General features: G+C 59.9%; 25 protein-coding genes. 18 read left to right on the top strand and 7 right to left on the bottom strand.

What is annotated here, in order from left to right; genetic code table 11:
- Positions 1–47: 47 nt before the first annotated feature.
- From WCA85_RS29185 to WCA85_RS29145, 9 genes are all read left to right on the top strand, one after another.
- Positions 48–1190, top strand: coding sequence for an acyl-CoA dehydrogenase family protein (locus tag WCA85_RS29185; protein ID WP_424068344.1), 1143 nt, complete (start codon positions 48–50; stop codon positions 1188–1190).
- A 37-nt stretch (positions 1191–1227) separates the two neighbouring features.
- Positions 1228–2730, top strand: coding sequence for an aldehyde dehydrogenase family protein (locus tag WCA85_RS29180; protein WP_424068343.1), 1503 nt, complete (start codon positions 1228–1230; stop codon positions 2728–2730).
- 109 nt (positions 2731–2839) lie between these two features.
- Entirely contained in the window at positions 2840–3706 is an 867-nt protein-coding gene (locus tag WCA85_RS29175; protein WP_424068342.1) for an enoyl-CoA hydratase/isomerase family protein, read from the top strand.
- The gene (locus WCA85_RS29170) at positions 3703–4866 is read left to right on the top strand and encodes a CaiB/BaiF CoA transferase family protein (protein WP_424068341.1); all 1164 of its coding nucleotides are present in this window, start codon (positions 3703–3705) and stop codon (positions 4864–4866) included. Before WCA85_RS29175 ends, WCA85_RS29170 begins: the two co-directional genes overlap by 4 nt.
- 16 nt (positions 4867–4882) lie before the next feature.
- Positions 4883–6118 (top strand): NAD(P)/FAD-dependent oxidoreductase, encoded by a 1236-nt coding sequence (locus WCA85_RS29165; RefSeq protein ID WP_424068340.1) that lies wholly within the window; start codon positions 4883–4885, stop codon positions 6116–6118.
- 27 nt (positions 6119–6145) lie between these two features.
- Positions 6146–6460: a 2Fe-2S iron-sulfur cluster-binding protein gene (locus WCA85_RS29160; RefSeq protein WP_424068339.1), complete on the top strand. Its 315-nt coding sequence runs from the start codon at positions 6146–6148 to the stop codon at positions 6458–6460.
- Between the two features lie 173 nt (positions 6461–6633).
- Positions 6634–7329: an SDR family NAD(P)-dependent oxidoreductase gene (locus WCA85_RS29155; protein ID WP_424068338.1), complete on the top strand. Its 696-nt coding sequence runs from the start codon at positions 6634–6636 to the stop codon at positions 7327–7329.
- A gap of 149 nt (positions 7330–7478) precedes the next feature.
- Positions 7479–8633 (top strand): cytochrome P450, encoded by a 1155-nt coding sequence (locus tag WCA85_RS29150; RefSeq protein ID WP_424068337.1) that lies wholly within the window; start codon positions 7479–7481, stop codon positions 8631–8633.
- A gap of 35 nt (positions 8634–8668) precedes the next feature.
- Positions 8669–8920, top strand: coding sequence for a ferredoxin (locus tag WCA85_RS29145; protein ID WP_424068336.1), 252 nt, complete (start codon positions 8669–8671; stop codon positions 8918–8920).
- A 95-nt stretch (positions 8921–9015) separates the two neighbouring features.
- Here the strand turns inward: WCA85_RS29145 and WCA85_RS29140 are convergent, their stop codons facing one another.
- The 3 genes from WCA85_RS29140 to WCA85_RS29130 form a co-directional block, all read right to left on the bottom strand.
- Positions 9016–9966: a LysR substrate-binding domain-containing protein gene (locus WCA85_RS29140; RefSeq protein WP_424068335.1), complete on the bottom strand. Its 951-nt coding sequence runs from the start codon at positions 9964–9966 to the stop codon at positions 9016–9018.
- A gap of 101 nt (positions 9967–10067) precedes the next feature.
- Positions 10068–10298, bottom strand: coding sequence for a hypothetical protein (locus WCA85_RS29135; protein WP_424068334.1), 231 nt, complete (start codon positions 10296–10298; stop codon positions 10068–10070).
- Positions 10299–10469: 171 nt separating this feature from the next.
- On the bottom strand, positions 10470–11270 hold the full coding sequence (locus WCA85_RS29130) for an SDR family NAD(P)-dependent oxidoreductase (protein WP_424068333.1): 801 nt from the start codon (positions 11268–11270) through the stop codon (positions 10470–10472).
- 184 nt (positions 11271–11454) lie between these two features.
- On the opposite strand from WCA85_RS29130, the gene WCA85_RS29125 reads away from it, so the two are divergent.
- The 4 genes from WCA85_RS29125 (at position 11455) to WCA85_RS29110 (ending at position 15461) form a co-directional block, all read left to right on the top strand.
- The gene (locus WCA85_RS29125) at positions 11455–12384 is read left to right on the top strand and encodes a cupin domain-containing protein (RefSeq protein WP_424068332.1); all 930 of its coding nucleotides are present in this window, start codon (positions 11455–11457) and stop codon (positions 12382–12384) included.
- Between the two features lie 246 nt (positions 12385–12630).
- Positions 12631–13632 carry a ketopantoate reductase family protein gene (locus WCA85_RS29120; protein ID WP_424068331.1) on the top strand — a complete coding sequence of 334 codons (1002 nt, stop codon included), beginning with the start codon at positions 12631–12633 and terminating at the stop codon, positions 13630–13632.
- An 80-nt stretch (positions 13633–13712) separates the two neighbouring features.
- A complete protein-coding gene (locus WCA85_RS29115; protein WP_424068330.1) occupies positions 13713–14861 on the top strand; it encodes a CaiB/BaiF CoA transferase family protein in 1149 nt (382 codons plus the stop codon).
- A gap of 108 nt (positions 14862–14969) precedes the next feature.
- On the top strand, positions 14970–15461 hold the full coding sequence (locus WCA85_RS29110; RefSeq protein ID WP_424068329.1) for a MaoC/PaaZ C-terminal domain-containing protein: 492 nt from the start codon (positions 14970–14972) through the stop codon (positions 15459–15461).
- 26 nt (positions 15462–15487) lie between these two features.
- On the opposite strand, the gene WCA85_RS29105 is transcribed toward WCA85_RS29110, so the two are convergent.
- The 3 genes from WCA85_RS29105 to WCA85_RS29095 all read right to left on the bottom strand — a co-directional run bounded on the left by WCA85_RS29105 (position 15488) and on the right by WCA85_RS29095 (position 17420).
- A complete protein-coding gene (locus tag WCA85_RS29105) occupies positions 15488–15823 on the bottom strand; it encodes a hypothetical protein (RefSeq protein ID WP_424068328.1) in 336 nt (111 codons plus the stop codon).
- 13 nt (positions 15824–15836) lie between these two features.
- Positions 15837–16196, bottom strand: coding sequence for a nuclear transport factor 2 family protein (locus WCA85_RS29100; protein ID WP_424068327.1), 360 nt, complete (start codon positions 16194–16196; stop codon positions 15837–15839).
- Between the two features lie 480 nt (positions 16197–16676).
- On the bottom strand, positions 16677–17420 hold the full coding sequence (locus WCA85_RS29095) for a TetR/AcrR family transcriptional regulator (RefSeq protein WP_424068326.1): 744 nt from the start codon (positions 17418–17420) through the stop codon (positions 16677–16679).
- Positions 17421–17988: 568 nt separating this feature from the next.
- Here WCA85_RS29095 and WCA85_RS29090 point away from each other — a divergent pair.
- From WCA85_RS29090 to WCA85_RS29075, 4 genes are read left to right on the top strand one after another with little or no spacing between them, the layout of a single operon-like run.
- The gene (locus tag WCA85_RS29090; protein ID WP_424068355.1) at positions 17989–18915 is read left to right on the top strand and encodes an HlyD family secretion protein; all 927 of its coding nucleotides are present in this window, start codon (positions 17989–17991) and stop codon (positions 18913–18915) included.
- A complete protein-coding gene (locus WCA85_RS29085) occupies positions 18912–19856 on the top strand; it encodes an ABC transporter ATP-binding protein (protein WP_424068325.1) in 945 nt (314 codons plus the stop codon). Before WCA85_RS29090 ends, WCA85_RS29085 begins: the two co-directional genes overlap by 4 nt.
- Positions 19853–20995: an ABC transporter permease gene (locus WCA85_RS29080; RefSeq protein ID WP_424068324.1), complete on the top strand. Its 1143-nt coding sequence runs from the start codon at positions 19853–19855 to the stop codon at positions 20993–20995. The genes WCA85_RS29085 and WCA85_RS29080 overlap by 4 nt, the downstream gene beginning before the upstream one ends.
- A gap of 13 nt (positions 20996–21008) precedes the next feature.
- Positions 21009–22442 carry an efflux transporter outer membrane subunit gene (locus tag WCA85_RS29075; protein WP_424068323.1) on the top strand — a complete coding sequence of 478 codons (1434 nt, stop codon included), beginning with the start codon at positions 21009–21011 and terminating at the stop codon, positions 22440–22442.
- A 96-nt stretch (positions 22443–22538) separates the two neighbouring features.
- Here WCA85_RS29075 and WCA85_RS29070 read toward each other — a convergent pair whose 3' ends face one another.
- The gene (locus tag WCA85_RS29070; RefSeq protein WP_424068322.1) at positions 22539–22850 is read right to left on the bottom strand and encodes a hypothetical protein; all 312 of its coding nucleotides are present in this window, start codon (positions 22848–22850) and stop codon (positions 22539–22541) included.
- A 458-nt stretch (positions 22851–23308) separates the two neighbouring features.
- Here WCA85_RS29070 and WCA85_RS29065 point away from each other — a divergent pair.
- The coding region (locus WCA85_RS29065) for a DeoR family transcriptional regulator (RefSeq protein ID WP_424068321.1) at positions 23309–23499 on the top strand (191 nt) is incomplete at its 3' end.

Genomic DNA, 23499 nt, shown 5'->3' with positions numbered 1-23499 from the left:
CCATTCTCATCGAGATGGATGAAGCCAATGCACGCTAGGAGGACGGAGTGAAATTCAGCGAAGAGCAAGAGATGCTGCGCGATATGGTCCGCAAGGTCGCGGAGGAGCAGGTCCGCCCGCTGGTGGCGGGCATGGAAGAAACAAAGCGCTTCCCCGAGGAACTTGTCGAGGTCTTCGGCGATCTGGGCCTGTTGCAGATGTGGGTGCCGGAATCTTACGGCGGCCCGGGCGGCGACCTGACGTCCGTCTGTATCGCCAAGGAAGAAATTGGCAAGGTATCGCTCGCAGCGTCGACCTTGTGCGCGAACAACTCGATTGGGCTGATCTTGCCACTGTTGCATTTCGGTAGCGAAGCACAGAAAGCGCGCTACCTGCCGGAGGCGGCGCGTGGTCGCACGATTTCGGCGGTCGCGATCAGCGAGCCGGAAGCGGGCTCCGACGTGTCGGCGATCCGCACGACGGCGCGCCGCGACGGCGCTTCGTACGTGATCAACGGGCAGAAGAGCTGGATCACGTGGGCCGCCCAGGCCCATTACATGTTGTTGTTCGCCAGGACTGCCGAAGGACGCGGTCACGACGGTATCAGCGTGTTCCTCGTCGATACCAAAACACCAGGACTCAAGATCGGACGCAAGGAGGTCAAGATGGGCCGGCATGGCTCGCCGACCTACCAGGTGTTCTTTGAGGACATGCGTATCGATGCTGATTGCCTGCTGGGCGGCGAGGGCAGCGGCTTCAAGGCATGTATGAAGATTCTCGACCTCAACCGGCCCTCGGTGGCGGCGTCGTCGCTGGGTCTTGCGCAGGCGTCGGTCGACGAGTCGATCAAATACGCGAAGGACCGCCGTCAGTTCGGTAAGCGTATCGGCGACTTCCAGGCTATTCAGTTCAAGCTCGCCGACATGGCCATGAAGGTAGAAGCCGCGCGCAGGCTCCTGTATTCAAGCACCCAGGAGATAGACAGCGGCGACACCAGCCGTCTGACGATTCTCTCTTCAATGGTCAAGTGCTACGTCACCGATGTGGCGATGGAAGTCGCCCTGGAAGCCGTCCAGGTGCATGGCGCTTATGGCTATTCAACCGAGTATCCGGTCGAGCGCTTCATGCGTGACGCGAAGCTGAACCAGATTCTCGAAGGCACGAACGAAATTCATCGGCTCATCATCGCCCGGCAGTTGCTGGGTAGATGAGCAGGGTTCTTTTTCCTTTAAACGGAACGACATCGCCATGACGACGATTTTTCATCCCGCCTTGGGTGAAGCCGCGCGAAGTTTTCTTTCCCGGCAGCACCACTTGTTGATTGACGGCCGTATGGTCGAGTCGGATTCCGGGCGGCGCACCGAGATTCTCGATCCGGCCACCGGCGAACTGATTGCCACGGCAGCCGAGGCCTCGGCGACTGACGTCGACCGAGCTGTCGACGCCGCACGCCGCGCGTTCACAGGGCCGTGGAGCAAGACCACGCCGGCGGAACGAACCCGGATCATGCTGCGGTTTGCGTCGTTGATCGAGGCTAACGGCGACGAGCTCGCCGAGCTCGAATGCATCAACAGCGGCAAGCCGCTGCCGTTCTGCCGCAACGGGGACGTAGCCGGCATCGCTGAAATGCTGCGCTACATGGCGGGCTGGACCACCAAGATGGGTGGGGAAACGCCGAACGTGTCGCTGCCCGGCGAATGGCATGCCTATACTTTGCGCGAGCCGGTCGGTGTCGTTGGTCAGATTATTCCGTGGAACTTCCCACTCAACATGGCGATGTGGAAGATCGCACCGGCACTGGCCACGGGTTGCACGATCGTACTCAAGCCGTCAGAGCAGACGCCGCTCACAGCCTTGCGCCTTGGTGAGCTAGCCCTGGAAGCAGGGGTCCCGCCGGGTGTACTCAATGTCGTAACCGGATTCGGCAATCCGACAGGCTCCGCAATTGCTGCTCACCCGGGAGTCGACAAGGTCGCTTTCACCGGCTCCGGTGAAACCGGGCGGCGCATTCTCCTCGCCGCGGCCGGCAATCTGAAGCGCGTTTCGCTCGAGCTGGGTGGGAAGTCGCCCGTCATCGTCTTTCCGGACGCGAACCTTGAAGCCGCCGCTGCGGGCGTGTGCTCGTCGATCTTCTTTCACGCCGGCCAGATCTGTGCGGCTGGCTCGCGGCTCTACGTGCACGAGCGCGCCTACGATCAGGTGCTTGAGGCCGTCACGCGGCGGGCGAAGAGCATCAAGCTGGGCCACGGCATGGAGGCCGGCACAGAGATGGGGCCGGTAATTTCCCGCCGCCAGCTCGATCGTGTGGCGGGCTACATCCATAGCGGGCAGGAGGAAGGCGCGACCCTTCATGTTGGCGGCGGCACGGTTGGCGAGCGTGGCTTCTTCGTGCAGCCGACTGTGCTGACGGGGGTGAAGCCAGGTATGGCGGTTCACGACGAAGAGATTTTTGGCCCGGTGCTGTGCGCGATGTCGTTCAACGACGAAGCTGACCTGGAACGTATCAGCGCGAGCGCCAACGCCACGACCTACGGACTTGCCGCGAGCATCTGGACGAAGGATCTCGGCATCGCACACAAGATGGCGCGGCGGCTTCAGGCCGGCATTGTCAACGTCAACGCACTGTCTTCCCCGGACGCTGCGCTGCCATACGGCGGCTACAAGCAGTCGGGCTGGGGTCGTGAACGCGGTTTCGACGCGATCAAGCTTTACACCGAGGTCAAGGCAGTCGCGATCAATCTCAACACATGAGCCATGGGGCAACGAAAGGCGGCGCAACGCCGTTGGTCGAATCCGCAGACAAGACATTTCATTACCAGACAGGCGACCGGCATTAAACCGGGCGCGGAGGAGAAACAGCATGACAGGCAGTGTCGATTATCTGGCGAAAGATGGCCGTGCCTACATCACGATCAATCGTCCGGAAAAGAAAAATGCAATGACTAATGCGATGTTCGAGCAGCTGATGGACGGCTACGATCGCGCCGAGCTGGACGACGACGTCCGCGTAGTCGTTTTGCAAGGAGCTGGCGACGACTTCTGTACCGGCCATGATCTGGCGGAGGTCGGTAAGGAGTACGGAGAGACCACGTACGACGACAAAGGCCGTCCGCGCAAGCCGAGCCAGCGTGCACGCCTGCTGCACGACAAGCGCTACCTCGAGCGCTTCGAGCGGGTGTTCAAGTTTCTCAAGCCAACCCTCGCGCTCGTCAAAGGCTACTGCCTTGGAGGCGGTCTGTATCTGGCCGAGGGCTGCGATCTCGTGATCGCAGCGGACACCGCCAAAATGGGTCATCCCGAGCAAAAACTCGGACTGTCGGGTGCTGCCTACTTTGCCGCCTGGGAAATGATGACCCTGGGGCCGCGCAAGGCGCGCGAACTGCTGCTGATGGCCGACGTGTGGGACGCGCCGACCTGTCTGGCGACTGGCCTCGTCAATAAGGTGGTGCCACTCACGTCGCTCACCGACGCCGGCGAAGAGTGGGCCGAGCGTATCGTGCGTCTGCCGCGCGACGGCATTGTCATGGGAAAGGCGGCGACGAGCCTGGCGATGGATTCGCTGGGCATTACCAGCCAGTTTGCATATGGGCACGTGCTGCATTCGCTTGCCACCAACGTGCGCTACGAGGCAGACGAATACAACTTCATGAAGCAGCGGCGCGACAAGGGAGTGCGTGCGTCGAATCACGATCGCGAAGCGTTCTACGTGACGAAGGAAAAGGAATGAAAGCGGCACTGAAGGGACTGAAGGTGCTCGACTTCACGCAGATGATGACGGGGCCATTCGCGACGATGATGTTGGGCGACTCGGGCGCGGATGTGCTCAAGGTCGAACAACCCGACGGCGATCCGTTTCGCCATTCCGGCGAAACGACGCTGGGTGGCGATGGCGCGTTCTTTCTCGGTGTCAACCGCAACAAGCGCAGCGTCGTGCTGGATCTCAAGACTGAAGAGGGAAAGGCCGCAGCATTGGCGCTCGCGGCACAAGCCGACGTGCTGATCGAAAATTTCCGGCCAGGGCTGACCGACAAAGCGGGCCTCGGCTATGAGGAACTGCACAAGATCAATCCGCGGCTCGTCTACTGTTCAATCTCCGGATTCGGACGCACGGGGCCGGACCGCAACCGGCCCGCGCTGGACATGGTCATCCAGGCTGTATCCGGAGTCATGCAGGTGACCGGCACGGAAGAATCCGGACCGCTGAAGACGGGCTTCCCATTCTCGGACCTGGTGACTGCTCTGATCGCAACGATAGGCATTCTCGTCGCGCTGCAGGCGCGTGAGCGCATGGGAGAGGGACAGCGTGTCGATCTATCGATGCTCGATGCGAGCATATTCAGCCAGGTGCCCCGCGACGTCTACTTCGACCTGACGGGAATTACACCGGGGCGCATGGGCAACCAGCATTGGGACATCGTGCCGAACAACACCTATACGACCTCTGACGGCCGGGACATCATGATCATCACGATCAATGACAAGTTCTGGCAGATCCTTTGCGACGCACTCGGCGCGAGCGAACTCAAGACCCATCCGGAGTTTGCGACCAAGGCGGCGCGGCTCGCAAACCGGGAGCAGGTGGATGCCCGTTTGTCGGAGATTTTCGCAACGCGCGATCTGGCCAGTTGGGAGCAGGCACTATCTGCCTCTGGCGCTATCTATGGAACGGTGAGAACCTGGCCGGAGGTATTCAGCGACGAGCATGTCGTCAATACGCTGCTTAAAACGCTGCACCATCCAAAGGGCGGCGCGTTCAAGGTGATCAACAATCCTCTGCAATTTTCCGGCACGCCCACACAGATCTTGCGTGCGCCGCCCATGCTGGGTGAACACAACGCACAGGTGCTGACGGAAGCGGGCGTGGCTTGGCCCCCGTTGGACCAGTAAGCGAAAGGGGCCTCTCATGGACGACACGTGCATCATCGTTGGCGCGAGCCACGCAGCGGCTCAACTGGCGCCTAGCTTGCGCCAGGAAGGCTGGAAGGGGCCGATTGTGGTGATCGGCGACGAACCCTGCCTACCTTATCATCGTCCGCCGCTCTCAAAGGCGTACCTGCTCGGCGAGAAGAATGCGGACGACTTGCTGATTCGTACAGCGGATGTGTATGCACGGTTTGGCATCGAATTCCGGCTCAGCGAGCGCGTCGTCGCGATCAATCGCGGCAGCAAGACCGTCACGCTGCGTGGCGGTGAAGTGCTCAGCTACGGCAAGCTGGCGATCTGCACCGGAACGCGGGTGCGCAGCGTCACGTTGCCGGGTTCGAGCCTGGGTGGCATTCACTATCTGCGCAACATCGGTGATATCGATCGCATCCGCACCGACGTGCGTGCCGAAGGCAGCGCCGTGATCGTGGGCGGCGGCTACATCGGGCTCGAGACCGCAGCGGTGCTGACCCGGCTCGGCATGCGCGTCTCGGTGCTGGAGATGGCGCCCCGAGTGCTGGCGCGGGTCACGGCGCCTCAGGTCTCCGAATTCTTCGAGCGTGTGCATCGCGAAGAAGGCGTGGCTATCCGCACCAACATCGCGGTCAGTGGATTCGAAGGAGGCACGCGGGTCGAGCGGGTCATTTGCGTCGACGGAACCCGTCTTCCAGCGGACCTGGTGATCGTCGGCATCGGTGTTACGCCGAATGTCGAACTGGCCGAACAGGCGAATCTCTCGACCGACAATGGCGTATTAGTGGACGCATGCGCGCGCACGTCCGATCCGGATATCGTCGCGGTGGGCGACTGCACGATGCATCCGTCGCCGCTGTACGGCTATATCCGGCTCGAGTCGGTGCCCAACGCGACAGAACAGGCGAAAAGTGCGGCGGCAACGCTATGCGGCAAGGAGAAGCCTTATCAAGCATTGCCGTGGTTCTGGTCGGATCAATACGACATCAAGTTGCAAATGGCCGGGTTGAACCATGGTTATGACCAGGTGGCCGTGCGTGGCGACCGTGCCACGGGCCGCAGTTTCAGCGCGTTTTATTTGAAGAACGGCAAGCTTGTCGCGGCGGACTGTATCAATCGGCCTCAGGAGTTCATGTTCAGCAAGAAGCTGATTGCCGAACATATCGAGGTGAGCCCAGCTCATCTGGCGGATGAAAGTCTTGCGTTCAAGTCATTGCTCGACGGCGTAAAGATAGGGTGTTAATCGATCCATGCAACGACGAGGTGTGCTATGCCAGTAGTCAAATATATTCAGGTTGATGGACAAGCTTTCGAAGTGGAGGTGCCCATCGGCAGTTCCGTCATGCAGGGTGCCGTCGATAACCTGATTGAAGGTATCGCAGCCGAGTGCGGCGGTGCGTGTAGTTGCGCGACTTGTGAAGTCTATGTGGATGAGGCGTGGATGCCGCTCGTAGGCGAGGCCTGCGACATTGAAAGGGGCATGCTGTCCGCTTCCAGAGATCTGCGCCGCAACAGCCGCCTGAGCTGCCAGATCGAGATCACGCCCGAACTCGAAGGCCTGATCGTCGCGATTCCTGCGGGCTGACGTTTGGCAGTGTCGCTGCTGTCGGCTCGATAGGAATTCGATCTCAGGACCTCTTTAAATAATATTGGACCCACCCTGCATTTGAATTGAATCTAGAGGCTGGTTCTCGTTCGCGAGGACGACGCTAACAGCGCATATATCGTAACGAGACATATTGTGAAACGAGGTGACGTATGACCAGCAAAGTTGCAGTTGTCACAGGCTCCAATGGCCTGACCGGGCAAGCCATTTGCAGCAATCTGACGGAACGCGGATATACCGTCGTCGGGCTCGATGTCGGCGACGTCGGCAAAGGCGGCTACGCGTATCGCAAGTGCGATGTGACGGATCACGAACAGATCAAGGCGTCCATCGAAGCGATCGATGCGGAGCACGGAACGATCCGTGTGCTGGTGAATAACGCCGGCGTATGGCACGGCAAGACCTTTTTCGACATCGCACCGTCGGACTACGACTTCACGTATGGCGTGAACGCACGCGCGCCGTTTTTTCTGAGCCAGGAAGTGGCAAAGCGTTTGATCAAGGCTGGCGGTGGCGGAGTCATCGTGAATCTTGCGTCGATCGTCGCGACCAACGGCAGCGGCGTCACCGATTACGGTGGTTCGAAAGCCGCAATTGTTAATTTAACCAAGAGCCTGGCGAAACCTCTGGGACCACACGGTATCCGTGTGGCAGCCGTATCGCCTGGCACGATCAATACTGCGATGGGCGAAAAGGTACCGAAGGAAATCCGCGACCGACTGATCGCCGGTTCGGCCCTGCAGCGTGCAGCCGAACCGGAAGAGATCGCCTCGGCGGTGGGCTTTCTGGTGAGCGACGACGCCCGCTACGTGACGGGTGCAACGCTCGATGTCAACGGCGGCCTGTAGGACTTCCCTATCGAAGGGACCTGTTGGAGCGCCTGCCGATCCGTGCCGCGTTGGGGATCGGCGGGCACGCATACGATACGAGTGGAGGAACAATGTCGGAATGTCCGTTTAGCAAGCCATCGTTTCCGATGGCGAGGCAATGCCCATTCTTGCCACCGCAAGAATATGCGGATTTTCAGCAGCAAGCAGGGCCGGTAAAGGTTCAGATGTGGGACGGCACCGACGCATGGCTCTTCACACGCTATGACGATGTACGCGCGGTGCTGGGCGACAATCGCTTCAGCGGCGATCCGGCCACGGCGGGTTTTCCCAGCCTGTCAGCAGCGCGGAATGCCGTGCTCGACCTCGAGCCTGCCTTCATTCGCATGGACCCGCCGCAGCACGGACAATTCAGGCGCATGCTGACGAAGGAGTTCATGATCAAGCGTGTCAGCGCGATGCGTCCGACTATCGAGACGATCTTCAACCGCTTGCTTGACGAGCTGTTGCAGAAGGGACCGCCTGCGGAGCTTGTCGAGGAACTCTTCCTGCCGCTGACTTCGGAAGTGATTGCGGGTCTGCTCGATGTCCCCAGCAAGGACCATGGCTTCTTTCAGGAGCAAAGCCGGCTCAAGGTCTTGCTCGATGTGGATCCGGAAGTGCCCAGGGAGGCTTCGGCGCGCATTCTTGGCTATCTCGACGAGCTCATCACCGAGCGGGAAAAGGACGCGGAGCAAAGAGAGGATCTGCTGAGCCGTCTGATCGTCGAGCAAGTGCGACCCGGACATCTGAGCCACCGTGAACTGGTGGTGATGGCGGAGCTACTGTTGATGGCCGGCCATGAAACCACGGCGAACCAGATGGCGTTGGGCGTATACAGTTTCCTAAGTAATCCAGATCAACTTGATCTGCTTATAAAGGACCCGTCGTTGGTGCGCAATGCGGTTGAAGAAATGTTGCGCCTCCATACGATTGTGCATTTCAACGCCTTCCGCACGGCGCTCGAAGACGTCGAGGTTGCCGGCCACATGATTCGCAAGGGCGAAGGCGTGATTGCCCTGATTGCCGGCGCCAATCACGATGCGGCAGCATTTCCGGATCCGCAAAAATTCGACATTACGCGCAAGGCCGATCATCACGTCGCGTTCAGTTATGGAATCCACCAGTGCCTTGGACAGCCGCTCGCTCGGGTCGAACTGCAGGTGGTGTTCGGGACGCTTTTCGAACGCATTCCGACGCTACGGTTCGCAGTGCCGCACGAGCAGGTGCTGGGGAAGGGCGATCATTTCGTGCAGGGTCTACAGGCACTGCCGGTGACCTGGTAAGTTGTGGGCACTGCGATAAGGACAGGGAGAGTCACATGTCAAAGAGCGTCTTGAGGTTTCGGGTGACGGCGGACCAGAGCGTCTGCGTCGGTGCGGGTTTATGTGTTCTGTCGACAACAGAGGTGTTCGACCAGCGCGACGAGGACGGCGTGGTCAAGGTGTTGCAGGATTATCCGGACGAGACGCTCTACGAAAAGGTGATGGGAGCGGCCCGCAAGTGCCCATCAAAGGCGATTCGGGTAGAACAGTTGCCCGCCGACGGAATCGACCCTGTTGACGGGCGGTGAGAGCAGGCGCGTATCCTGTGCCGGCTTTCATTGCATCGAGGTGCATGTCGCGCAAGCTTCGGCCTTCGTGATGGGGTACGCTGAAATCTAACGCCTCATTCGGCTTCGACCACTGCGCGCGAGCGCGAGGTGTCCAGAAACAGCTCGGGGTGTTGCGCCATCAAGATTGCTGCATTTGATCGCGCGGCTTCACGCCAGGGTCCGAGCAAGGGCGGAACGCGGTCCTTGTGCCACGCGAGCGAAAGTGAAACACCTGGGGACTCGGTATTGAGCGGCCGGTAGGCGATTCCAAGCGGCTTCATGAGCTGCATGATGGCCGGTACCACGGCGACGCCCATTCCAGCAGCGACAAGGCATGCGGACGTATGCATGTCGTAAGCCTCTCTGACGATGGTGGGCTTGTGGTCTTCATCCTCGAAAATGTCGAGGACCCGGTCACCATAACCCCGCTCGGTCGCGTTGCCGCGCGCCACGGCGATCAGGGGCCATGTTGCCAGATCTTTCAGGTCGACCGGGCCGGGCTGGTCATACTCGCTGTCGGCCGGCACCGCCACCACCAGCAGTTCGCGATACAGCAATTCGGTCACGATGCTGTGGTCGTAGATGTGGCCGCGGACGAGGCCGACTTCTATAGCGCCTTCCTTTAGCCCGGCGATTTGCTGGGCAATTGTCATTTCCTGCAGGCTAACATCGGAGCTGGGGGTTAGTGCTTTGAAGAGGCGCAATGTATTGGGCAGGAAGCAATATATTGCGGTGTAGATTGCACCCACGACGAGTTGAGCCTGCGCCCCGCGGCCGGACGCACGAACTGCTGCAATGGCGGCTGAGGCGGTGTTCAACACGCGCTGTGCATGTTCAACGAGGATGTCGCCCGCTGGCGTCAGCATCACCTTGCGCTTCTCACGCGTAAAAAGCGGTGTGCCCAGTTCTTCTTCGAGCGCAATGATCTGGGCGCTCAGCGCAGGCTGGGCGATGTTCACGCGCTCCGAAGCGCGCGTAAAGTTGAGTTCCGCTGCCACTGCCAGAAAATATTGAAGCTGGCGCATGTTCATTTCCGCGTTCCTTCTTCGGTGGTCCTCATTCGGCGCGCGTAGAACCTGATGTAGCGAGAAGCGGTTCTGGCGTCGGCTCAATGAATCAATCAGTCTTAACGGGCGCGGTGACGGTCGCGTTGCGGTTGCTGGGCAAGGGCGGTCGTGGCCCCCGAATACTCGGCGACGAGCCGCGGATCGAAAGCGGTGGCGACAGGATCGACCATGTAGAGCCCGAGTGCGACGCGGCGCAGAAGGCGTTCGATCCGCTCGCCCAGCGCCCATGTCGCTACAAGGGAATCGAGCCGATTCAATAAGCTCGATGCGGGCTGGATGCGCTTTTGCATGATGTCGTCTCCTTGTGCCTTACCTGCTGCGATCAGATGAGGGTCGACGGAGCGGCCGGGAATATCGCTCAATCAACGCCTTACCGCAGCACTGCGATCGCTGGCTGCACGTATCGCAGACGGACGCTGGGACTTGCTGCGCCAGAGACTGCGTGCAACCGCCGTTTTGCCTTAGTGAACGCCGCGCCAGGCCAGCGTCCCAGCGTCAATGCTGAATACGCTGCCAGTCGAAAACGAAGCCTCGTCGGAGGCAAGAAAGCAGACAAGCTTCGCAACTTCCTCGGGATGGCCCAGGCGTTTGATGAGGTGTGTGCCCCACAGCCTTGCTTTCGCCTTGTCGCGGTCCGCCGCGTGCTCGACACTGTGGCTCAGCATGGGCGTGTCGATGGCGCCGGGGGCGTACGCGTTGCAGCGGATGCCGGCGTCCGCGAGGTCAACTGCGATCGCCTTCGTCAGCATGACGACTCCACCTTTGCTCGCGGCATAGGCGGGTAACCCAGGATAGGCCACGGTGCTTGCAACTGAAGCGCCATTGACGATCGACGGGCTGCGGGTGGACTTGCGCAAATAAGGCGCGGCGAATCGGGAGGTCAGCCACATCGACTTCAGGTTGACGCTCATCACCATGTCCCAGATAGCTTCGGGCAGGTCTTCAATGGTCGGCGAGCGCCCCGTTAGTCCATCGTCGGTGACGCCCGCATTGTTGACCAGGACATCAATACCGCCGGCGCGCCGCGCGGTTTCGTCGATCATGTGGCGGATCGATTCCGTGACCGACAGATCTGTGCGGATGTAGGCGGATCGAGCGCCCGCCGCCTCGACCTGTGCCGCGGCGGCAATGCCGTTTTCCTCGTGGATATCGGCGAGGGTCACCCAGGCCGCGCCTTGCCGCGCCGCCTCGATTGCGATGGCGCGCCCCATGCCTTGTGCCGCGCCTGTGACGATGACGATCCTGTCTTTCAGCTTGCTCATTCGCGTCTCCACCATGCTTTATCGGGCCGTTGGGGCGCCCTCTGTGGTGCCCGTCGAGTTCCCGTCCGTCGGCCGCAAGGGCCGTTGACACCGGGCATAACGGGTGAATTTTTAAAGTACATTATCGAAATGCGCGGAGATGATCTATAACTAACCATCTCTATAAATTTACCAATCGTCTTGAATGGACCTGCTCACCGATATCGTCAGACTGATGCGTCCACAGACGGTCCTTTGGCGAACCGTCGAAGCGCGCGGGCGGTGGGGCATGGCGGTGCCATATCGGGCGGAGCCACGCTTTTGCCTCGTCGTAGCAGGGCATTGCTGGTTTGTGCCGGACACCGGCCCCGCGCTGCTGATGCGGCAAGGGGACTATTTCCTGATGGCAGCGACGCCGCGCTATTGTCTGGCCAGTGATCTCGACGTGCTGCCGCAACTTGCCGCCCTCTCGGTGAACGCTGGCAAAGGGGATTACGTCCGCTGGGAAGACCCCAGCGAAGGCGAGCCGACGCGCCTTGTAGGCGGCTATTTCCAGATTGATCATGAGCATTCCGCGCTGCTTTCGGGCCTCTTGCCGGAACTCATGGATATTCGTTCGTCGGATGAAGCGACTGGTCGCCTGACCCGTTCGCTCGAACTCATCGGCGAAGAGGCTAGCAGCAACTTGCCAGGCCGCGAACTCGTGATGAGCCGTCTGGTGGAAATCATGCTGGTCGAGGTGCTGCGCCGCCCCGTGCTAAAGATGGAAGGACAACGCGCTGGCTGGTTGAGCGGGATGGCGGACCCGCAGATTGCGATGGCACTTCAGGTGATGCACTCCGATGTCGCCCAACACTGGACACTCGACATCCTGGCAAAACAGGTCGGCATGTCCCGCGCTGTTTTTGCGCGCCGTTTCACCGAGCGCGTCGGCGTGGCGCCGGCCACATATCTCTCGAACTGGCGGGTCGCGCTCGCAAAAGACGCGCTGCTCAACAGCGATCGCTCAATCGGGGATATCGCGCTATCTATCGGCTACCTGTCAGATAGCGCCTTTTGCACCGCATTCAGCCGAATAGTCGGACGCCCGCCTGCGGTGTATCGAAAGATCGGCCGCAAGAGCCACAACGGCTAGGTTAGCTTAAGGGTTCGGTTGAACCTGTACGTTGTAGCCGATCCGGTCCGGTCCGCGCACGTGGATTGGAGCGGCCGGGCCGAGCTATCGGTGGATATGCTTGATCAATCGTTTTTTCGTATTTGCCACGGCATTAGGTCCCGCCTTATCTTCTGCACATCATGTGGTCTTGCAGGCGTGCACGCATGTAGCTGGCACGCACGCGAACGCATGGCACCACTCAACGGATAAGCAAGAGAGTTCACCATGCTGAAGGTGTGCATTTTCGGGGGCGGCGCGATTGGCGGGTATATTGCGGCCCATTTGGCTCGCGCGAAACAATGCGAGGTTAGCGTGGTCGCTCGTGGCAGGACGCTCGAGGCGATTCGAAATAACGGTATTCGGATTGTCAAGCCGTCCGAAGAGTTCTCGGTGCCTGTCAATGCCTGCGCGGCCCCCAGTGAACTGGGCACACAGGATTACATCTTCGTCACGCTAAAGGCGCATCAGATGGTTGATGCGCTCGATCAGATCGTGCCGCTGATGGGTAGCCAAACGACCGTGTTGCCCCCGACCACTGGAATTCCCTATTACTTTTTTCACGATTGGCACGGTGGTCTGAAAGACCGGCAGATGGATGGGATCGATCCGAACGGGCGCCAATGGCGCGCGCTGCCTCCTGAGCAGGCGCTAGGTTGCGTTTACTGGATCGGCGCTCATTCGATCGAGCCGGGTGTGATCGTTCAGGATGGCGAAAAATCCGGATGTCCAATAGGAGAGCTGAACGGAAGCCAATCAGAAAGAGTAGGGCGTCTCGCGGAGTTGCTGAACGCAAGTGGAATTGCGTCGAAGGTCAACAACGACATTCGTGCCGCAATCTGGGTCAAGTTTGTCAACAGCCTATGCTGGAACCCGGTTGCCGTTTTGACGCAAGCTACGCTCGGCGAGATGGGCAAGGCGGGCGATGTCGTGCCGGTCGTCAAAGCGATGATGAAGGAGGCCGATACGGTGGCGTCGCGGCTGGGTCTCAACATCGGACCGGATCCGGAAAAGCGCATCGCGATGACGCTGAGCGCGCCCTATCACAAGATGTCCATGCTGCAGGATTTCGAAGCTGGCCGTCCGCTGGAACTCGAGATGCTTGCGCAGTCGTTGCATGCGGTGCGCGAGCTTGCGGGTGTGCAGACGCCGGTGCTCGATTCCATGCTGGCATTGGCACGACTTCGTGCGCAAACGGCGCGGCGCTCAGGTGCCGTCGCGTCTCATTGAACGCGGATCCGGCAGCGCGCTCGCCAATGTGCCGACGCGGGCCGATTCCCACCCTTCATTCGATTTGAGGAGCAGTACCGATGACATCCTGCCCAGCTTCTTTTGCGAGCGCTTCGAACCGCACCGCCCGACGTCCCCTTGAAGGTTATAAGGTCATCGAGGCATGCAGCTATATTTCCGGACCGTTCTGTGCGCAGATGCTAGCAGACCTCGGAGCGGACGTTATCAAGGTAGAGCCACCTTCAGGCGATCCGTACCGTAACTTCGGGCATAGCTGGGAAGGTGTTGGCACCGTGTGGACCAATTCGAATCGAGATAAGAAAAGTGTCGTGCTGGATCTCAAGTCGCCGGTCGACCTGTCCCGTTTCAAAGCGCTTTTGAGCAGTGCGGATATCTACATTGAGAACTGGCGTCCCCATGTTTCGGCTTCGCTCGGTTTAAGCTTCGATCAGTTAAGCCAATTGAATCCACGCCTCGTGCAGTTGTCGATCACTGGCTATGGTCCTGACGGCGAGCTCGCAAAAGAGCCAGCCTTCGATGCGCTGATCCAGGGACGCACTGGACTGTTGAGCTATGAGGCGGCCGGCGGCACGCCGCGCACGACTAATACGTTCCTCGCCGACAAGGTTGCGGCTGTGTTCGCCGCGCAAATGGCACTGGCAGGACTGATTGAGCGTGAGAGTACGCAACGAGCGGTTCATCTCGAGACATCGATGCTGGACATCATGTCTTACTACAATTTTCCAGACATGTTCCATAACCAAACCTTCGTCGATGACGATGCTGCGGTCACGTTGGCGCCGCAGCCAGTGCTCGCGACAAAGGACGGCTATCTGGTGCTGTCGCCCGTTTCCGGAAAGCAGCTCAGCAGGACGCTAGATGCGGTCGGACATCCCGAGTGGAAAGAAGAAATCAAGCAGATTGCCGATCGTAAGAAAATGACGCATACGTTCTTCCTGCGGATTGCCGAACCGCTGAAACAGAAGACCACGGCCGAGTGGCTCGAGCGCTTTCGCGAGCTGGACGTTCCTGCTGGTCCCGTCAACGAGCCGCGTGACCATCTGACCGATCCGCAGGTCATCCACAACGAACTCTATTCTGAACTGGACACGCCGACAGGCAGGGTACGGGCGATCCGGTACCCAGCACGCTTCAACGGGCAGTTACTGAAGCCTCGCAGTCCGGCTCCTGGACTCGGCGCAAGTAATAGCGATGTATTCGAGGGTTGAAGGACAAAGCGTCGAGCCGTCTGCGTCTGCGTCACGGCGTTGGTGTACTCGGCAGCGTAAACGCAGGGTGTCAGATCACCCCACCACGCCTGAGCGACGGAGGCTAACGTGCCGATACTCCTAAGAGGTGTCGAGGGGATCCAGGCCTATACTGGCTTTGATCTTGGGAAAAGCAGCTGGGTCGAGATCGATCAGGGGATGGTCAACAGTTTCGCCTCAACAACCGATGACTGGGACTGGCTATGTGTTGATGAAGACAGAGCGAAAATCGGGCCGTTCGGTAGAACCGTTGCGCAAAGTTACCTGATCCTGAGCTTGGTGACGCCTATGTTGCGCGACATTTATCTGCTCGAGGGAATCGGGTATAGCTCGCACCACGGGCTTAACCGGTTGCGCTTTCCGGCGCCTGTCCCGGTAAACTCGAGTGTTCGACTGGACGCGACATTGCGATCCGTCGAGCCAGTGACGGAAGGCGTGGAACTCGTGCTTGAATGCGCGATGGAGTGCGATGGGACGAGTGCCCCGGTCCTCCTGGCCGAAATCATCTATCGTGTGTGGCCAGAGGATTGCGCGGAAGCGGGCTCGGCTATCCCTGGATGAGGTGCATCTTTTAGGCGTTGTTACGCTTAGTTGTCCAGTTGCTTGACCTGATTGCTCGTGATTCGCAGGATAGCGCCGGTAGGAAGGATGCCCAGGTGCAGTAAATGGGCCAGATAACGCGCGTCGGTCTCGTCCCCGATGTGCTTGAGCCCATCATATATTTTTAGTGCCGTGGTGTTAACGAAGAGCGATGCATCCGATCCTTCCGGTGGCAGGGTGCGCCCCGTCGCGGCGACTCGGCCACCGCCCATGTGGAAACGCTGCACAAGTGCTGCCCCGATGCCCTTCGAGCCGCCCGTCACGAGGACTCGCTTGCCGTGAAAGTCGTCATTCTGCACTTTGAGTTCGTAGACTGCGTTCATCTCGCAGGTCTCCTTAGTAAGGCGAAGGTTGATTGAAGATGATCGTGAGGGAGACGATTTTTTCGTCGACGACGCGGAAGTAGTTCGACAGGATCACCACCTCGGGGAGATTGGTTTTGTCGTAGTTGCCGTCATAGGCCGCACGCACGATAGTCTCGCCATAATGGTTGGCGACCTCCCGTACATTCATCATGACCCGATCTCCGACCAGCTCTTTTTCTACCCAGCGTCTGATCGCATCGATGCCTACGATCTCGCGCCGATTGTCGTTGACGTAGGCGTCACGGTTGAACGTGGCGACGATTGCATCCGTGTCGAATGCGTTGACAGCCCTGATGTGTTCGGCGATGACGCCGGCAAGCCTGGTTTCCATGCGGCGTCTATTTGAATGCGATATTCACCGAGGCGCGGCGGCTTACCAGATTCGAATGGCTGCTTTCGGACGAGCCGACTGGCCGCTCCGGGTCGGCTACGGAAGTTCGAAAGTGTTGACGAAAGTGAAGGGGTGGATAGTGGCAGCAGCCATTCGCGTTTGCCGTGAGCGCTTCATTTGAGAGACAGGCTGCCTGGCATTGGACTGCAATCGTACTATTGAAATAAATCGCGTTACCGCCGCTAAGGCTGTACGGGTGCTATCGCCCTGGAAGCGACATTTGTCCGCACTTTTACTCTGACATTCAGGCGTCCGTTCCACCTCAGGAAGCGGCCATTCAATTCGCCATGTTGAAATGTCGCTTGTCGATCAGGCGGTCGTCATGTCGCTATAAACAGGCGTACGAACCCACAGATTTCCGTATTAAAACGTGCGGCCCCACGCCAGGAGGACATGTGCATAGAGTTGACATGACCGCACCTAATCCGACTCGAGAACGGGCAATCTTCCTGGTCGCCCCGGACGACGGCGAGCGGGCGAACTTGCTGGCGACGACGGGCAAAGACCTGCAAGCACCGTCCTCGCGTGTTGCCGGGCTAACGTTGCGAGGTCCACCGGTTCAAACCCGAGCGGTGCCAGGACCTGCCGAGACAGGATTGCAGCAAACAGCGGGCCGATCAGAGAGAAAACGTGAACACGTGGGTCGCCGTCGCAGACTTCACCTTTCCTCTGCGAGCGCTCAATAAGCGCCTGCAGCGCTTCGAACATGGGCGCTACGACCTCTTCGACCCAGATCCGCCCCAGGTCTGGAAAGCGTTCGCTTTCCCGGAGGATCAGCGCTGCGATTCCCGGGCTAAGGCTGCTTCCAATCGACGTCGCCGCCTGCGAAAGAAAGAGCGGTACGAACTCAGCAAATGAGCTATCGAACTGGCGAATCGTTTCACTCAACTGGCGCACGTTCGTCGCAGTCACCTGCTGCACGACCGCGCGAAACAGCTGCTCCTTGGTTTCGAAGTACAAATAGACCGTTCCCTTGGCGACGCCTGCGCGCCGCGCGACGTCATCGAGTCTGGTCGCTTCATAGCCCGCCTCAAGAAAGCAGGAGAGCGCGACGTCGATGATCTCACCGGGACGCGCATCCTTGCGACGCCGGCGTTTGTCGGGTTCGGTAGCGGAGCGGGCTGGCTCCGCCAATTTCTTTGCGATGGGTTCGGTACGTTTCATCTTCTATTCTGCAAATCAAAAATTCCGCCCGTCTGGATATGGCTGTGCTTCGAACCGACTCTGGCAAACAGGCTTCTCCGTCACACATGCCATGATAGTCCGTCGCAATGTGTGTTCGTCGTAGCTCTGCTGCAAGCGAACATCATCGTCTACGAAGTCACCACGGCGGCTCACCTGTTCATTGCAGTCTCATCGGCCGCATGTCAACGTTACGCGGGAAATTCAACCGTTGCTAACGCCCGAAAGTGAAGCTTGCGTATTACTGACTTTGAAGTCATTATCTACTTTTGAGGCATGACGCGGGGAATCTGCAGCAAGGCGGCACCCCGCAAGCGTAAAGGAAGACCACCGTTCGTGCGCCATTGTGCGTGTCCAATGTACAAGCATGAGGAAAACGTTGAAACCGACCCATACACCAATGGCGGCCGCAGCTGTGGTCTGCCGGATGTTCGTGCTGTCAATTCAACATAAATCTGGTGGCGACGCTAAGGCAGGTCGCTACTCGGAGAGCACGCTGCGTGCTCTCCGCAGTCGGCTCACGAAGCGCGTCGCGCTCATCGCGGGCGGCATGCTCGCCGTTGCTGCGCTCCCGGGCTGTTCGCGCCACGAAACGACCGCTTACCAAGGCTATGTCGAAGGCGAATTCGTCTACCTCAGTTCGTCGCAGTCGGGCACGCTTACGCAGCTTGCGGTTAGGCGCGGCCAGGCGGTCGGCTCAGGCGCATCGGTTTTTTCGCTCGAATCCGGAAACGAAACAGCCGCCTTGAACGAGGCCCAGCAGCAGCTCATGTCGGCGCGTGCACAATTGCACGATATCCAGACTGGCAAGCGGCCAGTTGAAATTGACGTGACGAAGGCGCAACTCGCGCAAGCCATCGCAAATGCGCGGAAGGCTGCGCTGCAACTCACGCGTGACGAAGCCCAATACAGCGCGGGCGGCATTCCGAAAGCGCAGCTCGACGATTCGCGCGGCAACGCCGAATCGACCGCGGCTCAAGTTCGTGAGCTTTCATATCAGATCGATGTCGCCAGGTTGCCCGGACGCGAGCAGCAGGTCAGCGCACAGTCGGCGCAGGTCGAGGCCGCGCAGGCCGCGGTCGCACAGGCGCAATGGAAGCTTGATCAGAAGCTGGTGACGGCGCCTGCCCAAGGCCGCGTGTACGACACGCTGTTCCGCGTGGGCGAATGGGTGCAGGCCGGTAGCCCGGTCGTCCAGATGCTGCCGCCGCAAAACGTCAAGGTGCGGTTTTTTGTGCCAGAAACGGTTGTGGGAGCACTGCAACCGGGTCGCGCGCTGACGATCCATTGTGACGGCTGCGCAGCCGATGTGGCGGCAAAGATCACCTACATTTCGAACCAGGCGGAATTTACGCCGCCGGTGATCTATAGCAACGAGCGCCGCTCAAAGCTCGTCTATATGATCGAAGCGCATCCGGCAGTCGCCGATGCCGACAAGCTTCGTCCCGGGCAGCCCGTCACGGTGACGCTGCAATGAGCCAACCGGACCAACAGTACGCGATTGACGTGCACGGGCTGAACAAGCATTTCGGCGACAAGCATGTCGTCAACGATGTTTCGTTACAGGTCGCGCAAGGCGAAATATTTGGATTCCTCGGGCCGAACGGCAGCGGCAAGACCACCTCGATCCGGCTGATGTGCGGATTGTTGACGCCGGACTCGGGCAGCGGCACATGCCTCGGCTACGACATCGTGCGGCAAAGCGCGCTGATCAAGCGAAACGTCGGCTACATGACGCAGCGCTTTTCGTTCTGGGAAGACATGACCATCCGCGAAAACCTCGACTTCGTCGCGCGCGTTTATCAAATGAAGAACCGCCGCGAGAAAGTCGACGCGGCACTCGAAACGCTCGGCCTGCAAAGCCGCGCGAACCAGTTGACCGGCGCGCTATCAGGCGGGTGGAAGCAGCGGCTGGCGCTGGCCGCCTGCATGCTGCATGAGCCGCGTCTGCTGTTGCTCGACGAACCAACCGCCGGTGTCGATCCGACTGCGCGGCGCGATTTCTGGGAGGAGTTGCATCGTCTCGCGGCGCGCGGCATCTCAGTGCTCGTCAGCACGCACTACATGGACGAGGCAGAACGCTGCCACAAGCTTGCCTACATCGCGTACGGCAAGCTGCTCGCGCATGGAACGTCAAAGGAAGTGATCGATTCGCAGAACCTCGCGACATGGTCGATTTATGGCGAGCATCTCACCGAACTGTCGGAACACTTGCGCGGGATGGAAGGTGTCGATCAAACCGTCGTATTCGGCTCGGCATTGCATGCAAGCGGCCACGATCACGCGGCACTGGAAGCTGCGATCCGTCAGGCGACCGACGGCAAGCCGGTACGCATCGAGCAGATCGGAACGGGCCTTGAGGACGTCTTCATCTACATGATGAACCGCTCAGCTGACAACTACGGAGCCAGGCCGTGAACTTCGATGCCTTTTTCTCGCCGACACGTTGGTGGAGCATTGTGCTGAAGGAACTGTTACAGCTACGACGCGACCGGATCACGTTCGCGATGATTGTCGGCCTGCCGGTCGTGCAACTGGCGCTGTTCGGGTTTGCGATCAACACCGACCCGAAGCATCTGCCCACCGCCGTGATTCTTGCCGACCAGAGCCCGTTTTCGCGCAGCTTCGTCGCGGCAATGGAGAACTCTGAATACTTCACGATTGTCGAGACGCTGCATACCGAGGAGGAAGGACGTCGCGCGCTGGCAGAAGGGCGCGTGCAGTTCGTGTTAACGGTCCCCGCCGATTTTTCACGGAGATTGCTGCGCGGCGAACGGCCCGCGTTGCTGGTCGAAGCGGATGCGACCGACCCAACCGCAACCGGCACCGCAGTCGGCGCGTTGCCGAGTCTCGTTCAACCTGTGGCAGACAAGGACATCACCGGGCCGCTTGCGCATCTGAACGGTACACCCGCCGCTTTTAGCGTGCAGGTGCAGCGTCTCTACAACCCGGAGGGCATCACGCAATACAACGTCGTGCCGGGGCTGATGGGCGTCATCCTGACCATGACGATGGTGATGATGACGGGCCTCGCCATCACGCGCGAGCGCGAGCGTGGGACGATGGAAAACCTTCTCGCGACACCTGTCCTCCCGCTCGAGGTGATGACCGGCAAGATCGTGCCCTACGTGGCGATTGGACTGGTGCAGGTTTCCATCATCCTCGCCGCTTGTCGCTATGTGTTCAATGTGCCATTCGAAGGCAGCGTGCTGGCGATTTATCTGACGTCACTGCTATTCATCGCGGCGAACCTGACCGTCGGCATCACGCTGTCGTCTCTCGCGCAGAACCAGTTGCAGGCCGTGCAGCTAACATTCTTCTACTTCCTGCCTAGCTTGCTGTTATCCGGCTTCATGTTTCCGTTTGCAGGGATGCCGCGCTGGGCGCAATGGATCGGCAACGTACTGCCACTCACCTATTTCAACCGGCTAGTGCGCGGCATCCTGCTCAAGGGCAATGGATGGACCGAACTGTGGCCGTCGGTCTGGCCGCTGGCGCTGTTCACGGTGGTTGTGTTGGGCATCGCATTGCGCTTTTACCGGCGCACGCTCGACTAGGAGAATCCGGTTGATGAACCCGCTCGTAAGCTATGCTGTTCTTGTAGCCTCTCTCGCGCTCGGCGGCTGTGCGGTAGGCCCGGACTTCCAGTCGCCAGCCGCGCCCACCGTGCAGTCTTATACTCGCGACACGCAGCCTGCGTCCGTCGAAGCGGCCGGCACGACGCAGACCTTCATTCACGCCGACAACGCGCTGTCGATGTGGTGGACGCAGTTCGGCTCAGATGCGCTGGACCGTCTCGTCGACGCTGCGTTGCACAACAGCCCCACGCTGGCACAAGCGCAAGCCAAGTTGACGGAAGCGCGCGAAAACTATGCGGCGGAGGCCGGCGCGACCGAATATCCCGCGGTCGACGCCAGTTTTTCGACGACACGCCAGAAATTCGACCTGAACTCACTCGGCATCACGACCGTGCCGAGCCCCGCTCCATTCACCATCTATAACGCGTCACTTAGCGTGTCGTACGCGCTGGACATATTTGGCGGCAACCGGCGTGCGCTTGAAGGGCTGATGGCCCAGGTCGATTACGAGGCGTACGAACTGGATGCGGCGAGGTTGTCGCTCGCCGGCAACGTCGTCGCGAACGCGATCCGGCGCGCGTCGCTGCAACAGCAGATCGACCTGACGGAGCGCCTCGCCGAGACACAGGCACACCAGTTGACGATCATCGAACGTCGATTCGCGGCCGGGGGGGTGTCAAAGCTCGACGTTCGCAGCCAGCGCACGCTGCTCGCACAGACACGCGCGACGCTGCCGCCGCTGTCGACGCAACTCGCCCAGGCCGATCACCAACTGGCGATATTGATCGGTAGCGCGCCCTCCGAGGCTGATTTTCACGACATCACGCTTGACTCATTACACCTGCCGTCAAGCGTGCCGCTCACGCTGCCTTCGACTCTCGCGCACGAGCGGCCGGACATTCGCGCGTCGGAAGCGCTGCTGCATCAGGCGAGCGCGAATGTCGGCGTGGCAACAGCCAACATGTATCCCCAGTTTGCGATTTCTGCGGGGATCGGCTCGGAGCGCACGCGGATGGCGGATGTGCTAAGTGGAATGAATATCTGGAATATCGGACTGAATCTGACGCAGCCGCTGTTTCGCGGCGGAGAGCTGCATGCGAAGAAGCGCGCTGCGCAGGCCGACTATGATGCTGCGTTGGCGGGGTATCGGCAAACGGTGCTACAGGCGCTTCAGCAGGTCGCGGACGCATTGCAGGCTTTGAATAATGATGCGCGGACGTTGAGCGAACGCAGTGATGCGCAGCGGGAAGCTCAAGCAAGTCTCGCCATCGCGCAGGCGCAGTATGCGGCGGGTGGCGTCAGCCAGTTCAGCCTGCTCGATACACAACGCTCGGCGCTGCAAACCGCGCTCGATCAGAGCCGCGTGCAGGCAGACCGGTTGTCGGACACCGCGACGCTATTTCAGTCACTAGGACGCGCGTGGTGAGTGCGCATTAAGTCCGCAATCTTCACTAGTGTTGCTCGGCAACGAGCGGCAATGCGACTTTGTTCCGTGCGAAAGTGCGGCTAGCAGAGTGCCAGTTTAAGGTCGTTGGCAAAAGCGTTTCTGCGCTATATAGGGGCTGTCGGCAGTGGAAAGCAAATAGCCTTTTCCGTACAGTCCCGGCCGACGCTGAACAATCCCGCGTGGCGCCTGACGCTCGCCATCGAGCAGATCGAACGCTTGCTTTCGAGTGATCGAGGCGGCTGGCAAGCCGGCAATCGGGGCGATCTTTGTCATGACGCGCCGACGGGACTGCGCGGTGCCGAGCGAATCGCGGTGCCGTTCAATGTGGCCCGTGAGGAAATCCTCACACAGATTTCGCACCGTGTATGATTCCGGCGTCGAAACCATCACAGGCTCGTTTGCTGTCTTGCAAGTGAGGGCGGGGTCTTCGCCAGCACCGCGGCGCGCCCGGATTTGTTGCCACTCGGCTATCGCGGCAGCGTAGGGCACTACTGGCCACTCTCCCAGCTTCTGCTGAAGTATCCGGCCGCCGAGGGGCGACTTGAATCGATAGGCCCATCTGTGCCGCGATGGGTCGCTTCCAGACGAGGGCCTGGGAGCGCCTCGAAGCTCATGTGGGTATGCGGTTTGATCTGTTTCGCGGCGTTGGCATCAAATTGCATGATCTGCATTGGTTTTCGGCGAGCGATGGAGAAAAGCCACGCAAATGTCTCGAGTTTAGCAACTTGCAGACGACCTCTTGCGGCGCAGATTGTGGATGCAAAAAGCCCTTGTCTGAAGGGCGTTTGATGAAGAAATGCCCCTGCGTGACAAGCCTCTCGCGGGATGATGAAGGAAACGCTTAAATGCTCGCAGAACAACGTCACCAATACATCCTGGCGCAGGTTGCCAAAAACGGCGCGCTATCGGTAGCTGAACTGGTGCGCGACCTGAACGTGTCGCGCGAGACGATCCGGCGCGATCTGAATACGCTGGCGGCTCGTGGCCTCGTCGTAACGACGCATGGCGGCGCGCTTTCCAGCGAGCGGCGCGAGCC

This window comes from Paraburkholderia sp. (genome assembly GCF_049581445.1).
GTDB lineage: Bacteria > Pseudomonadota > Gammaproteobacteria > Burkholderiales > Burkholderiaceae > Paraburkholderia.
This window is presented reverse-complemented; position numbering and strand designations above follow the sequence as displayed.